A 14,398-nucleotide genomic window follows, 5' to 3' on the forward strand; every position below is an offset into this window, starting at 1 on the left:
GGGACAGGGCGCTTTTTTCCGCCCTGCGCACACGGGAAGGACGGATGACGATGGCTTTCATGAGTGTGGAAGAACAGTTGAAAATTCTTCTGCGCGGCGTGGTGGATCTGGTCACCGAAGAGGAACTGCGGCAGAAGCTGGAGCGCTCGGTGAAGACGGGCAGGCCCCTCCGGGTGAAGCTGGGCATCGACCCCACGGGGAAGGACCTGACCCTGGGGCACACCGTCCCGCTGCGCAAGCTGCGGGACTTCGTCGAGTGCGGCCACCACGGCGTGCTGATCATCGGCGACTACACGGCGATGGTCGGCGACCCCACCGGGCGCAACGAGGCCCGGCCGCAGCTCACCCATGAGGAGACGACCGCCAACGCACAGCGCTACCTGGAACAGGCGGCCCGGGTGCTGGACGTCAGCAAGCTGGAGATCCGGCGCAACAGCGAGTGGCTGGCGCCGATGACGTTTGCCGACGTCACCCGGCTGGCCGCGCAGTCCACGGTCGCCCGCATGCTAGAACGGGAAGACTTCAAGAAACGTTACGAGGAAGGCCGTCCCATTTACATCCACGAGTTCTTCTACCCGCTGATGCAGGGCACGGACTCGGTCGCGATCGAGGCCGACGTGGAGCTGGGCGGCACCGACCAGAAGTTCAACCTGCTCACCGGGCGCGACCTGCAGCGCAACGCCGGGCAGGAGCCTCAGGTCTGTCTGATGACGCCCATCGTCGAGGGGCTGGACGGCACCGAGAAGATGTCCAAGTCCCTGGGCAACTACATCGGGCTCGACCACTCGCCGGACGAGATGTTCGGCCGCACGATGTCGATTCCGGACAAGCTCATCCTCACGTACTTCACGTACTTCACGGACGTGCCGCAGGAGGAGATCGACCGGATCCGGGCGGCCATGGAGGCCGGCGAGAACCCGATGACGTTCAAGAAGCAGCTGGGCCGCGCGATCATCACCACCTACGGCGGCACGGAGGAGGAGGCCCGTCTGGCCGAGGAGCGCTGGGTCGCCCAGTTCTCCCGTGGCGAGGTGCCAGACGACATTCCCGACGTGGTGATCCCGGCGGCGGAACTGCCGATGCAGGCCGCCCGGGTGCTGTTCACCGCCGGCCTGGCGCCCTCGATGAGCGAGGCGCGCCGGCTGATCGAGCAGGGCGGCTTCACGGTGGACGGCGAGAAGGTCACGGATCCCCGGGCGGAGCTGACGCTGCGGCCAGGCCAGGTGCTGAAGGCGGGCAAGCGGAAGTACGGCCGGGTGGTGCTGGGGTAAACATGGAAACGTGGCAAGCGGGCGGCGGCGCCGCCCGCTTCTGCGCGTCCCCATCCGGTGATTCAGCCCTTCCCTGCCTTTCCGGGCGAAATGTGCACCTCCAGTCCGCGGCGGGGTGCACAAGACGCACGCAACTGCAGGCCCGCCTGACAGACGGAGGCCGGGCAGGACGCTCCGGCCTGGCCGTTAAGGCATGTTTCCCGGCCGCCCGGGCATAGGCTGGCTATGTCCGGGCGGCGCAGCCCGGGCGGGGAGGAGGGAGAGCGATGCGCCGCTTCCGCCGCACACGGCCGCTCCGGGGGCTGGGGCGAACCCCGGCGCGCCTGCGCCTCCGTCCCCGGTTCCGGCCCGGGTCCCGGCTGGGATTCCGGATCTGGCGGCTGCGCACCGGGCTGCGCCTGCGGCGCGTCTGGCTGCGCAACCTCATCCTGGCGGCGGCGGTCGTGTACCTGCTGGTCCGCATCGGCGACCTGCTGCTCCTGCAGCCCCTCAAGGCCGTGGCGGAGGTGGAGGCCCGCCGGCTCGGCGCCGCCGCGGTCAACCGGGTGGTGGCGGGCCAGGTGAGCCAGTCCCTGGCCGGCGCCCAGGTGGTGGAGTACGTGCGCGACGAAAGCGGCCGCATTGCCGCCTACCACATCAACACCCCGCTGGTGAACCGCGTGGCCAGCGAGGCGGCGGTGGCCGTGCAGGAGGAGCTCAACCGCCTGGCGGAGAAACCCGTGCGGCTCCCGCTGGGCGCCCTCACCGGTTCGGCGCTGCTTTCCAACCTCGGTCCCCGGCTCTCGGTGCAGCTGATCCCCGTGGGTTCGGTGGCCATCACGGTGCAGCAGGAGTTCAGGGGCGAGGGCATCAACCAGACCCGGCACCGGGTCTGGCTGGAGGCCGCGGCGACCATGCGCATCATTCTGCCGCTCACCACCCAGGAGGTCCCGCTGGTCCAGGAGCTGCCGCTGGCCGACACGGTGATCGTCGGCCCGGTGCCCAGCTCCCTCTACGGCGGGAACATCGGCGGGGTCACCCTGCCCGGCGGCAGGTAGAGAATGGGTCATCTCTTTCTTTCCGCAATTCCGCGTTGACGCACGGGCGTGTCTCCCCCTATACTCACACCCGGGAGTCCGGAGTCCCGCCATCTTCCCGAAAGGAGGGTCGTCGAGATGCTGCGCATCGTCCACCTGATCATTTCCGACGTCCAGCTGTTTCTGTCCCGGTCTGGCATCATCTCGCGGCCTGTCGCCGGCGGGTTCGGTTAGCGTCGCCCTACCGAAGCCATCCAGCGGCCACAGGCCCGCGCAGCGGCTGCCTGTGGCCTTTGCCTTCTCCATATGCCTGACGTGTGGTGAGGAAGGACCATGGGCAGACCGCGCCCGTGGTCCTTTCGCGTGCCCTCCAGGGGCCTGACCTTCGTGAGATTGAGGTGAGTTGTGCGATGCACTGCCATCCTGAGACTGCCCGTTCGATCGCAGCGCAGCGCTTGCTTGAATACAACCCGCACCTGGCCATCCACCGCCACGCCATCGAGGCCATGCTCCGGGCCCGGCGGCAGGAGGCCGCCGCACGGCGCCGGTTCTGGCTGCGTTACTGGGTGCGGAGCTTCCTGTACCGCCTGGCCCCCGGTCTCGCGCGCCGGCTGGCCCTCTGACCCGGAGGGCGCCCCAACCAGGACTGGAGGTTTGCGCCACCGGGTGGTAGACTGGTGTCGGACGAGGCCGGCGGGATCCGCCGGCGAATGGGAGCCTCAACGGGGTACTGCACTTGAAGGGGTTTTGCACATGACGAACGTCTGCTTCACGCCAGCGGAACAGGGTCGGCTGGCCCGGGCCTCGGTGCTCCTCATCGGCTGCGGCGGCCTGGGCTCGTCCGTGGCGTACGCGCTGGCCGCCGCCGGGGTCGGCCGCATCGGCCTCTGCGACATGGACCGGGTGGATCTCTCCAACCTGCAGCGGCAGGTGCTCCACCACACGGCCGACGTCGGGCGGCCGAAGGTCGAGAGCGCCCGGGAGAAGCTCCTCGGCCTCCGGCCGGGGATCCAGGTGGACCTGCACCCGGTGGCGCTCACCAGCGAGAACGCGCTGGAACTGTTCCGGCAGTACGATCTGGTCCTGGACGGCTCCGACAACTTCGCCACCCGGTATCTGGTCAACGACGCCTGCGTGCTGACGGGGCGCCCGCAGGTGCACGGCTCGATCTTCCGGTTCGACGGCCAGGTGACCACGTTCGTGCCGGGGCAGGGCCCCTGCTACCGGTGTATCTACCCCACGCCGCCGCCGCCGGGATCCGTGCCTTCCTGCGCCGAGGCCGGGGTCATCGGCGTGCTGCCGGGCTTCATCGGCAGCCTGATGGCCATGGAGGCCCTGAAGCTGCTCACGGGGCGGGGCGAGACCCTGGTCGGCCGGCTGCTGATCTACAGCGCCCTGGACATGGACGTGGCGGAGGTGCAGATCCGCCGCAACCCGGAATGCCCGGTCTGCGGCGACCACCCCACCATTCACCAGCTCATCGACTACGAGCAGTTCTGCGGGGGGGTGGGCCGATGACGGCGCTGACGGAACAGGACATCCTGCGCTACAGCCGGCACATCATCCTGCCCGAGGTCGGGGGACGGGGCCAGAAGCGCATCAAGGGGGCGTCGGTGCTGGTGGTGGGCCTGGGCGCGGCGGGATCCGCCGCGGCGCTCTACCTGGCGGCGGCCGGCGTAGGTCGCCTGTCGCTCTGGGATCCGGCGCTGCTCACCGAAGCCGATCTGGCGCAGGCGATCGCCCATGCCCAGAACCACCTGGGCCGGAGCCGCGCCGACTCCGCCCGGGAGAAACTCGTGGCCATCAACCCGGACGCCGAGGTGACGGCATCGGAGGACCCGGACGCCCTTCCCGGCCTGGTGGAGGGGCACGACGTCGTCGTGGCCACCTGCGGCGACTGGACCGCACTGCAGTCGGCCGTGCTCCGGGCCGGCGCGGCGGTGGTCTTCGCCGGCGTGCACGGCGCCGCCGGGGCCGCCTTCGCCCACCGCCCGGGCGAGCCCTGCCTGGGCTGCATCCCGCCGGAGGGGCGGGAGGCCGCGGGGCTGTATCCGGAGGGGGAGGGCCCGGCGGTGGCGGCCGCTGCCGGAGTCGTCGGGGTTGCCGCGGCCACCGAGGCGCTGAAGCTCATTCTGAACATCGGCGCGCCGCTGACCGGCCGGCTGTGGCGGTACGACGGCTGGGCGGCGGCCTTCCGGGAGTCCCGGGTCGCCCGACGCGCGGACTGCCCGCTGTGCGGAGGCACGCAGGCATAACGGCGCCTGAAACAGCAAGGCCCCTTCCCGTGATGAGGGAAGGGGCCTCGGTCTTGACGGCCTGAGGCTGGATACGGGGCAACCCGCTTCTCGTGTACGAAGGGCCGAAGGACACGACTTCGCAACCTCAGGGGTAACGAATGCGCCACTTGGTGCTGGACACCCGCCGGAATCATGCTATAATGGGTACGTAAATCCAGTAATCTCCGATAAGAGAATAGGGAAATGGGGAGGATTCAGCATGGCCCGGATTTACGACAGCATCGCCGACACGATCGGGCGGACGCCCCTGGTCCGGCTGCAGCGGGTGACGGAGGGCGCGGCGGCGACCGTGCTCGCGAAGGTGGAGGCGTTCAACCCCGCGTCGTCGGTGAAAGACCGCATCGGCTACGCGATGATCAGGGACGCCGAGGAGAAGGGGATCCTCAAGCCCGGGATGACCATCGTCGAGCCCACCAGCGGCAACACCGGCATCGCCCTGGCCTTCGTGGCGGCGGCGCGGGGGTACCGGTGCATCCTGACGATGCCGGACACGATGTCGCTGGAGCGGCGGAAGCTGCTGAAGGCCTTCGGCGCCGAGCTGGTGCTGACGCCGGGCGCGGAGGGCATGAAGGGCGCCATCGCCAAGGCGCAGGAGATCCTGGAGAACACGCCCGGGGCCTGGATGCCCCAGCAGTTCGAGAACCCGGCCAACCCGGAGATCCACCGGAAGACGACGGCCGAGGAGATCTGGGCGGACACCGACGGCCAGGTGGATATCTTCGTGGGCGGCGTGGGCACCGGCGGGACCCTCACGGGCGTCGGCGAGGTCATCAAGGCGCGCAAGCCCGGCTTCAAGGTGGTGGCCGTGGAGCCCGCCGAGTCGCCGGTCATCTCGGGCGGCAAGCCCGGCCCGCACAAGATCCAGGGCATCGGTGCCGGGTTCATCCCGAAGAACCTGAACACCGAGGTGGTCGACGAGGTGATCACGGTGGCCAGCGAGGACGCCATCGCCACGGCCCGCCGCCTGGCCCGGGAGGAAGGCCTCCTGGTCGGCATCTCCTCCGGCGCAGCCGCCTTCGCCGCGCTGCAGGTGGCCCGCCGGCCCGAGAACGCCGGCAAGACCATCGTGGTCCTGCTGCCCGACACCGGCGAGCGCTACCTCTCCAGCGCCCTGTGGGCTGACCTTCAGGTGTAGCTGCGCCCGGGCGCAGCCGCGGCTTTCACCCGGTGCCGAATCGCTGTCGCGGGGCTTTCCGCCAGGCCAGTGCTTGACGGGAAGCCCCGCTTCTGCCATTTTTGGAGATCGTGATTATCCGCATTCTGGAAGGGAGGGTGGAGCCGGTGCTGACGATCTGCAACGCCAGCGGCTTCGCCCGCGCCTTCGTCCTGAGCTTCAAGGGAAGCTGCTGATCCCGATCCCGGGGGGTACTGTGCCCTTTTCCAGGGATCGGGCTCAGCCGGATGTGCGCCTTCCCGTCTTGCATGCACGGGGCGTCACCGGCGAGTCCGGTGACGCCCTTTGCGCGCGCATTTCACGGGAAGGAGCAACACCATGCGTACAGACCTGCAGCGTTATTACGTCTACACAGTGCTTTCCAGCCTGACGTTCACCTGGACCACCTGGTTCGTCTTCGTGGCCTCCCGGGGAGGGAACCCGGGCTGGGCCGAGTCCGCGTTCCACCTGGCCATCTTGCTGGGCGAGGTGCCCACGGGGGTCGTGGCCGACCTGCTGGGCAGGCGCCGCTCGATGCTCATCGGCCTGGTGCTCAGCGCCGCCTCCTTGTTCGGCTACGCGTGGATCTCCGACACGCTCACGGCCTGCCTGCTGCTGGGGCTCACGGGCCTCAGCCTGACCTTCATCTCGGGCGCCGACACCGCCCTGCTGTACGAGACGGCGGAAGCGGCCGGAGGCGAGGAGCTCGCCCGCCGCGCCATCGCCCGGGCGTCGGCTCTGCAGATGGCCACCCTGGCCGTGGCGCCGGTGATCGCCGGGTGGCTGGCGGAGCGCCACCCCCTGGCGCCGTTCTTCGCCCACGGGGCGATGACGCTGCTGGCCGCCGCCGTGGTCTGGACGATGCAGGAGCCTGCCGCCGCGGCCCCCGGTCCTGCGGCCGGGCCGCGCCGACGCAGCCCCTGGGCGCACACGCTGGCGGCCCTGACCTACCTGCGGCGCCGTCCGGATCTGCTGGCCCTGGTCGCCTTTGCGTGGGTGTACGAGGCCGTCGCGTCGATGGCCAGCCAGTTCGGCCAGGTCTACCTGCCGGCGCTGGGGCTGAGCCTCTTCGGGGCCGGGATGGTGTTCAGCGCCGGCCGGCTGCTCGGCGCCGCAGGGGGATGGATCGCGGAGCGGCTCACCGGGGAGGCGGCCGACCGCTGGCTGCGGTGGGGGCCGCTGGGCCAGGCCGTCCTCATCATGCTGGCCGGCCTCGCCCGCACCGCCCGCGGCGCCGCCGCCCTGGCCCTCAACGAGGGACTGGACGGCCTGGTGTACCCGCTGCTCTCCGCCCGCATCAACCAGGCGATCCCCACGGCGCAGCGGGCGACCATCCTCTCGTTCCAGAGCCTGGGCTCCAGCCTGCTGATCGCGGCAGCGTTCCCGGCTGCGGCGGCGCTCCCCTCCGTGTTCCTCGTCTACGGCATCGTCGGCGGTGGGCTGGCGATCGCGGCCCTGGCCCGGGTCCTGCAGCGTCAGCGGGCGGCCGTCCGGCCGGCCGGGGGCCGGTAAGCCGGCCGCGCGGCGGGCCACAGGATGAGCACGGCCAGTGGGACCGCCATCAGGCTGATCACCCCTGCCTCCGGGCCGAACTCCCCGCCGGTCCACCACGCCGGGCCGTTCACGGCCGTGGCGATCAGGGCGAAGGGCTCGGGCCGGCCCGAGTTGGGCAGACCGAGCACGCCGCCCTCCATCACGTTCCAGGCCCAGTGGAGCCCGACCGCCGGCCAGAGGCTGCCGGACGCCTGCACGACCCAGGCGTAGACCATGCCGTGCGCGCAGATCCCCAGCGTCGACATGATTCCGGCGCCGGGGCTCATCAGGTGGGCCGCGCCGAACAGCAGGCTCGTGGCCGCCGCTGCCGGCCAGCGCCCCAGCCAGTCCGTCCATCGGCGCAGGAGGTAGCCCCGATGAACGATCTCCTCACCCAGGGCCACGAAGACCATGGTCAGCACGTAGCGCCAGAACTCCGGCCCCGGCCCGGCGTTCACCCGGGCGGCGTAGACGCCGGTGAGCAGTCCCGCGAGGTAGATGAGCCCCTGTGTGGCGACGCCGGCCGCGACGCCCAGGAGGCCGTGGGCGAGCGGCCTTCTGGCCAACGGAAGCCGGACATGTGGTCGAAGCTCGCCGTCCAGGTAGCGCGCGCAGAGCCAGGTGGCCGCGACGGCCGCCAGGGTCATGGCTACGTAGATGGTCAGGACGTCGATGCGCCGCAGGGCGGCTTCCGGAGAAAGCCCCGCGGTGAGCCGCAGCCACAGGATCCAGATGGTGACGCCCGCGGCCGTGAGCGCCAGGCTCAGCAGCAGGAACAGGAGGCCGCACAGGCCCGGATGCAGGCGGCGCTTGGGAGAGTCCTGCGCCTGCGCCACCTGCCGCCGGCGGGAACCATTCATCAGAATTCCTCCCCTTGCGCGAACTTCTGTCCCGTAGGACGACGCGCCGGGCGGCCTCCCCTTCGCACGCCTGCACCCATCGGACTGAGCGGCATAGGGTGAGGTTGAACCCTACCGCAAAGGAGGCCGGCACACCCGATGACCGAAAAGCGATGGAGCCCGGAGGAGCTCGCCGCCGCGGCCGCGGCCCTCGAAGGGAAGGGACCCGAGGCGGCGCTCCGCTGGGCCTACGAACAGTTCGCGCATGACGAGATCGCCTTCGCCTGCTCCTTCGGCGCCGAGGACGTGGCCCTGGCGCACATGATCAGCCAGGTCGCCCCCGGGGCGCAGGTCTTCTACCTCGACACCCAGTTCCTCTTCCCCGAGACCTACGCGACCGTTGAGGCGGTCGGGGCGGCGTACCCCCTGCGCATCCGGCAGGTTCGGCCGCGGCTCACGCCTGAGGCGCAGGCGGCGCAGTACGGCGATGAACTCTGGCGCCGCGACCCCGACCTCTGCTGCAGGCTGCGAAAGGTGGAGCCGCTCACGGAGGTGCTGCAGGGGCTGAAGGCGTGGATCACCGGTATCCGCCGGGAACAGTCGCCCACGCGGGCGAATGCGCAGGTGGTGGAGTGGGACCGGAAGTTCGGCCTGGTGAAGATCAACCCGCTGGTGGCGTGGAAGGAGGCCGACGTCTGGACGTACATCCTGGAGCACAAGGTGCCGTACAACCCGCTGCACGACCGGGGCTACCCCTCCATCGGCTGCACGCACTGCACCCGGCCGGTGCGGCCGGGCGAGGACCCCCGGGCAGGCCGCTGGTCCGGTTTCGCCAAGACCGAGTGCGGGCTGCACCAGTAGAGGGGGGAGCGGCTGTGGCTGCGTTGATCGCTCCCCACGGCGGCCGACTGGTGGACCGGTGGCTGCGGGGCCCGGCCCGGGAGGCGGCGCTGGAGCGGGCCGGGCGGCTCCGGCGGGTGCGCCTGGACGCCCGGGAGGCGGCGGACCTGGAGATGATCGGCGACGGCGCGCTCTCGCCGCTCACGGGCTTCATGACCCGGGCCGACTACCAGTCCGTCGTCGGCGAGATGCGGCTGGCCAGCGGGCTGCTGTGGGCCCTGCCGGTGACGCTGGCGGTGGCCCGCGAGGAGGCGGAGGCCATCCGGGACGGGGAAGAGATCGCCCTGGAGGATGGTTCCGGCCGGATCCTGGCCCTCATGCAGGTCGCCGATCGCTTCGTCTGTGACCGGGAGGCGGAGGCGGCCCGCTGCTACGGCACCACCGACCTCCGGCATCCCGGGGTGCAGCGGCTGCTGCGCCAGGGCGAGGTCTGCCTGGGCGGAGACGTCTGGCTGCTGGACCGGCCGCCCGCGCCGTTTGCCCCGTACCGCCTGACGCCCGCCCAGACCCGGGCGGAGTTCGCCCGAAGGGGCTGGCGGACCGTGGTCGGCTTCCAGACCCGCAACCCGGTCCACCGGGCCCATGAGTACATCCAGAAGTGCGCCCTGGAGATCTGCGACGGCCTGCTGCTCCACCCGCTGGTGGGCGAGACCAAGGCCGACGACGTGCCGGCCGGGGTGCGCATGCGGGCCTACGAGGCCGTCCTGGAGGGGTACTTCCCCGGGGAGCGGGTCCTGCTCGCGGTCTTCCCGGCAGCCATGCGCTACGCCGGCCCCCGGGAGGCGGTGTGGCACGCCATCTGCCGGAAGAACTACGGCTGCACCCACTTCATCGTCGGCCGGGACCATGCCGGCGTGGGCGACTTCTACGGCCCGTACGACGCCCAGCGCATCTTCGACCGGCTCGACCCCGCGGAACTGGGCATCACGCCGCTGTTCTTCGAGCACACCTTCTACTGCCGGGCGTGCGGGGCCATGGCCTCGCCCAAGACGTGCCCCCACGGGCCCGAGGACCGGGTCGCACTGTCGGGCACGCGGGTGCGGGGGATGCTGGCCCGCGGGGAGGCGCCGCCGCCGGAGTTCACGCGGCCGGAGGTGGCCCGGGTGCTCATGGAGGGCATTCGGGCCAGTGCCCGAGATCAGACGCGGGAAACATAGGCCTTTTGGACCATCGTCTGATTCCTCCCGAAGTGTTAGGCTAAGACTGTACACACACGGGAGGAGGGGATGGCAAGATGGCAGTCTTCGTCTGCACCCAGTGCGGCGCCGAGCGGGAAGGGCGCTGCAAGCCGCAGAAGTGCGCCTGTGGCGCCCGGGGCACGTTCGTGAAAAAGGAAGAGGCCAAGAAGGAACAGTAACCGTGTGCGACAAAAGGCCTGCTGTAGCCCAGCAGGTCTTTGTCGCGTTGAATTTGTGAGAACGAGAACGTGTCATTTTCGACACGCGGCGGAAGGAGTATCGCCGACAGAAGCCAATCTTATGAGACGGTCCGTAGAACACTAGACTCGTAATTGGGGGCGCATCATGGCACAAATTCGCTTTCACAACGTTGTAAAGCGTTTCGGCGATGTCACCGTCATCCCCGGATTCTCAGCCACCGTCTCCGACGGCGAGTTCCTCACCCTGCTCGGCCCCTCCGGGTGCGGCAAGACGACCATGCTGCGCATCCTGGCCGGGTTCGAGAAGGTCACCGACGGCGAGGTCTGGCTGGGCGACACTCTGGTCAGCAGCCCGACGGTTCACGTGCCGCCCGAGAAGCGGAACATCGGCATGGTGTTCCAGTCCTATGCGGTCTGGCCGCACATGAACGTCTTCGACAACGTCGCCTACCCGCTGCGCATTCGCCGGGTGCCCCGGCAGGAGCTGCACGAGCGGGTGATGCGCGCGCTCGAGATCGTGCACCTGCAGGGGCTGGAGAAGCGCATGCCCAGCCAGCTCTCCGGCGGGCAGCAGCAGCGGGTCGCCCTCGCCCGGGCGGTGGTGGCGGAGCCGAAGATGCTGCTGCTGGATGAGCCCCTGTCGAACCTGGATGCGAAGCTCCGTGAGGCCATGCGGTTCGAGCTGAAGGAGATTCAGCGCCGCCTGGGCATCACCGTCGTCTACGTGACCCACGACCAGGCGGAAGCGATGGCGATGTCCGACCGCATCATCGTCATGAACAAGGGCGTCATCGAGCAGGTGGCGCCGCCGGCGGAGATCTACGACCGGCCCAAGAGCCGCTTTGTGGCCGACTTCGTGGGCCTGGTCAACTTCCTGGAGGCGTCGGTGGAGTCCGCCGACGGCACCATCCGGATCGGCGAGGACCTCGTCCTGAAGGTGGAACTGCCGGAAGGCAGCCACCAGCGGGTTCTGGCCGCCATCCGGCCTGAGCACATCCGGATCCGACGCGAGGGCAGCGGCGTCGGCACGGTGAAGGGCACCGTGCTGCGGCGCTACTACCTTGGCGATCAGATCGACTACTTTGTGCAGACGAGCGGGGGTGAGGTCCGAGTGGCCGGCAGCCCGCTGGACGGAATGTTCGCAGAGGGCGAACCGGTCGTGCTGCACATCCAGCATGCGTTTGCATTCCCGCTCTAGTTCCGGATTCAACAACATGAGGGGGTTCTGACATGAAACGGATCGCGGTTCTGCTCTCACTCCTTCTGGCTCTGTCGGTCTTCCTCTCCGCCTGCGGCGGCAGCTCCGGCACCGGGAACAACGGCACCGGTTCCGGCACGCAGACCCCGTCCGGCTCCACCTCCCAGCCCGGCTCGGGTTCCGAGCAGCCTTCCGGCGAGACCGGTCCGACGGGGTCGATCATGATCTACACCTCGATCTACCCGGACATCATCGACCTGGTGTCGCCCGAGCTGCAGAAGGCCTTCCCCAACCTGAAGGTGGAGTGGTTCCAGGGCGGCACCGAGCAGGTGACGGCGAAGATGGCGGCCGAGATCGAAGCCGGCAAGATCGGCGCCGACCTGCTGATGGTCGCCGACCCCTCGTACTACATCTACCTGAAGGGCCAGGACCTGCTGCTCCCGTACAAGTCCGTGAACTTTGACGCCGTCGCGGTGGACAAGGACACCGAGGACTACACCTACACCGGCGTCCGCATCTCCAACGTCGTCATCGGCTACAACACCGACCTGCTGAAGCCCGAGGAGGCCCCCAAGAGCTTCCGCGAGCTGACCGACCCGAAGTGGAAGGACCAGGTCGTCATCGTCGACCCGACGCTGTCGGGCACGGCGCTGGACTCGACCTACGCCCTGTCCCAGAAGTACGGCTGGGAGTACTTCGAGCAGCTGCGTGACAACGGCGCGGTCATCGGCGGCGGCAACTCGGCCGTGGAGACCAAGCTGGTCACCGGCGAGTTCCCGGTGGCGATCATCCTCGAGGAGAACCTGCTGAAGGTGAAGGACCGCGGCGAGCCCGTCGAGGTCGTCTACCCCGAGGACGGCGTGATCATCGTCCCCTCGCCGATCGGGATCCTGAAGACCACCCAGAACCCCGAGGCCGCCAAGGCCGTCGTGGACTGGTGGCTCTCCCCCGAGGGCCAGCGGGCCATCGTGACGGGCTGGATGCACTCGGTGCGCACGGACGTCGAGTCGCCGAAGGGCGCCAAGCCGCTGGCGGAGTTCGCGCCGACGGCCATGGAGGTTGACTGGGAGGACCTCGCGCCCCGCACCGGTGAGATCAAGGACAAGTTCATCGAGATTATGGGGAAGTAAGCATGCGGTTCAGGCTTGAAACGAAGAGCGTGGCCATCGCCCTGGCGGTGGCCGTGCTCCTTCTCTTCGGCATATTTCCGATTGTCCTGTTGGTCATTAACGCATTTGTCGCCCACGGCGAGTTCAGCATCAACAACTTCCGCGAGGTCTACGCCAACAAGTCGAACCTGATGGCGGTGTGGAACACGATCAAGACCTCGGGGCTGACGATGCTGTTCGGTACGGCCATCTCCTTCCCGCTGGCCTGGCTCGTGGGCCGCACCGACCTGCCTTTCAAGAACGTCTTCCGCACCCTGATCATCACGCCGTACATGGTGCCGCCCTTCGTCGGGGCGATCGCCTGGGGGTACCTGGCCAATCCCCGCATCGGCTACCTGAACCAGTGGATCCGTGCGATCTTCCCCGGCATCGAGCAGGGGCCGATCAACATCTACACGATGGCCGGCCTGGTCTGGGTGCTGGTGCTGTTCTACTTCCCATTCTCCTTCCTTTCCATCAGCCGGGCCCTGGAGAAGATGGACCCGTCACTCGAGGAAGCGGCACGGATCTCCGGCGCCGGACCCATGCGGGTGCTGCGGGACATCACCCTCCCGCTGACCGCCCCGGCCATCGCCGCCGGCGCACTGCTGGTCTTCGTCTCGGTGGCGTCGGCCTTCGGCATCCCGTCGCTCATCGGCGGCCAGGCCCGCATCCAGGTGGTGACCACGCGCATCATCAGCTACGTGTACGTGGGCACGCCTGACGCCATGCACGAGGCCACGGCCCTGGCGGTGGTCCTGCTGCTCCTCTCGACGGTGGTGCTCTGGTTCTCCAACTGGTACCTGGCGAAGCGGGAGTACTTCACCCTGGCCGGCAAGTCGACCCGGCCCACCCTGGTGGAGCTGGGCCGCTGGAAGTGGCCGATGGTGGCGCTCTTTACCATCGTCTGCGTGATCTTCGCCATCCTGCCAGTGGCCGCCCTGGTGATGACCAGCCTGGTCAAGACCATGGGGCGCGGGTTCGCCTTCGACAACCTCACGCTGGACGTGTGGAAGTCGGTGCTGATGGACGACGACACCTGGCGCACGCTCAGGACGTCGCTGTACGCCTCGGTGATCGCCGCCACCGGCGGGCTGCTGGTCGGCCTGCTCATCGCCTACCTCAAGGTCAAGACCGGGATGCGCTTCCGCACGATCCCGGACTTCCTGGCCACTTTCTGCAACGCCACGCCGGGCATCGTGCTCGCCCTGGGCCTGATCATCGCCTTCTCGGGCAAGTACGGCCTCAACCTCTACGGCACGTTCTGGATCCTGGCGGTGGCCTACTTCGTGCGCCATCTCTCCTACGCCGTGCGGCAGGCGGCCGCGGCGCTGGAGCAGGTGCACCCGTCGCTGGAGGAGGCCGCCCTCTCCAGCGGCGCCGGCTGGGGCCGGGTGTTCAAGGACGTCACGATTCCGCTGATCGGGCCGTCGCTCATCGGCGGCTGGTTCCTGGTGTTCATGCCGTCGTTCTACGAGCTGACGATGTCCGTCCTGCTCTACAGCAGCAAGGCGACGCCGGTGGGCTACCACCTGTTCCACCTGAGCTCGTACGCCTCGCCGCAGTCGGCGGCCGTGCTGTCGGTGCTCATCCTGATCCTGGTCCTGATCGGAAACCTGCTCATGCGCTGGGCAAGCCGGGGCAAGGTGAGCCTGTAAGCCAGCC

At 69.1% G+C, this 14,398-nt stretch carries 14 protein-coding genes; 13 read left to right on the forward strand and 1 reads right to left on the reverse strand.

Translation table 11 applies throughout. From position 1 onward, the window contains the following. Positions 1-44: 44 nt before the first annotated feature. The 7 genes from tyrS (at position 45) to ACZ5UM_RS10750 (ending at position 7,249) form a co-directional block, all read left to right on the forward strand. On the forward strand, positions 45-1,271 hold the full coding sequence (tyrS, locus tag ACZ5UM_RS10720) for a tyrosine--tRNA ligase (protein ID WP_464844057.1): 1,227 nt from the start codon (positions 45-47) through the stop codon (positions 1,269-1,271). Positions 1,272-1,537: 266 nt separating this feature from the next. Continuing rightward, a complete protein-coding gene (yunB, locus tag ACZ5UM_RS10725) occupies positions 1,538-2,308 on the forward strand; it encodes a sporulation protein YunB (RefSeq protein WP_464844059.1) in 771 nt (256 codons plus the stop codon). 434 nt (positions 2,309-2,742) lie between these two features. Further along, positions 2,743-2,910, forward strand: a complete 168-nt coding sequence (locus ACZ5UM_RS10730; RefSeq protein WP_464844061.1) for a hypothetical protein — start codon at positions 2,743-2,745, stop codon at positions 2,908-2,910. Positions 2,911-3,040: 130 nt separating this feature from the next. Further along, positions 3,041-3,805 carry a HesA/MoeB/ThiF family protein gene (locus ACZ5UM_RS10735; RefSeq protein WP_464844063.1) on the forward strand — a complete coding sequence of 255 codons (765 nt, stop codon included), beginning with the start codon at positions 3,041-3,043 and terminating at the stop codon, positions 3,803-3,805. Further along, positions 3,802-4,542: a HesA/MoeB/ThiF family protein gene (locus ACZ5UM_RS10740; RefSeq protein WP_464844065.1), complete on the forward strand. Its 741-nt coding sequence runs from the start codon at positions 3,802-3,804 to the stop codon at positions 4,540-4,542. The genes ACZ5UM_RS10735 and ACZ5UM_RS10740 overlap by 4 nt, the downstream gene beginning before the upstream one ends. Before the next feature lie 241 nt (positions 4,543-4,783). Next, positions 4,784-5,719, forward strand: coding sequence for a cysteine synthase A (gene cysK / locus ACZ5UM_RS10745; RefSeq protein ID WP_464844066.1), 936 nt, complete (start codon positions 4,784-4,786; stop codon positions 5,717-5,719). 357 nt (positions 5,720-6,076) lie between these two features. Beyond that, complete coding sequence (locus tag ACZ5UM_RS10750) at positions 6,077-7,249, forward strand: MFS transporter (RefSeq protein WP_464844068.1); 1,173 nt, start codon at positions 6,077-6,079, stop codon at positions 7,247-7,249. Here ACZ5UM_RS10750 and ACZ5UM_RS10755 read toward each other — a convergent pair. Continuing rightward, positions 7,213-8,130, reverse strand: a complete 918-nt coding sequence (locus ACZ5UM_RS10755; protein ID WP_464844070.1) for a lysostaphin resistance A-like protein — start codon at positions 8,128-8,130, stop codon at positions 7,213-7,215. The genes ACZ5UM_RS10750 and ACZ5UM_RS10755 overlap by 37 nt on opposite strands. 138 nt (positions 8,131-8,268) lie before the next feature. Between ACZ5UM_RS10755 and ACZ5UM_RS10760 the strand changes: the two genes are divergently transcribed. From ACZ5UM_RS10760 to ACZ5UM_RS10785, 6 genes are all read left to right on the forward strand, one after another. Next, positions 8,269-8,970 carry a phosphoadenylyl-sulfate reductase gene (locus ACZ5UM_RS10760; protein WP_464844072.1) on the forward strand — a complete coding sequence of 234 codons (702 nt, stop codon included), beginning with the start codon at positions 8,269-8,271 and terminating at the stop codon, positions 8,968-8,970. A gap of 14 nt (positions 8,971-8,984) precedes the next feature. Then, the gene (gene sat, locus ACZ5UM_RS10765) at positions 8,985-10,166 is read left to right on the forward strand and encodes a sulfate adenylyltransferase (RefSeq protein WP_464844073.1); all 1,182 of its coding nucleotides are present in this window, start codon (positions 8,985-8,987) and stop codon (positions 10,164-10,166) included. 77 nt (positions 10,167-10,243) lie between these two features. Then, positions 10,244-10,366, forward strand: coding sequence for an RCKP-type rubredoxin-like domain-containing protein (locus tag ACZ5UM_RS10770; RefSeq protein ID WP_464844075.1), 123 nt, complete (start codon positions 10,244-10,246; stop codon positions 10,364-10,366). Positions 10,367-10,532: 166 nt separating this feature from the next. Next, a complete protein-coding gene (locus ACZ5UM_RS10775; RefSeq protein WP_464844077.1) occupies positions 10,533-11,585 on the forward strand; it encodes an ABC transporter ATP-binding protein in 1,053 nt (350 codons plus the stop codon). 32 nt (positions 11,586-11,617) lie between these two features. After that, entirely contained in the window at positions 11,618-12,715 is a 1,098-nt protein-coding gene (locus ACZ5UM_RS10780) for an ABC transporter substrate-binding protein (RefSeq protein WP_464844079.1), read from the forward strand. Between the two features lie 2 nt (positions 12,716-12,717). Beyond that, the gene (locus ACZ5UM_RS10785) at positions 12,718-14,391 is read left to right on the forward strand and encodes an ABC transporter permease (RefSeq protein ID WP_464844081.1); all 1,674 of its coding nucleotides are present in this window, start codon (positions 12,718-12,720) and stop codon (positions 14,389-14,391) included. Positions 14,392-14,398: the final 7 nt, after the last annotated feature.

The sequence above is a fragment of the Symbiobacterium ostreiconchae genome (assembly GCF_055396975.1).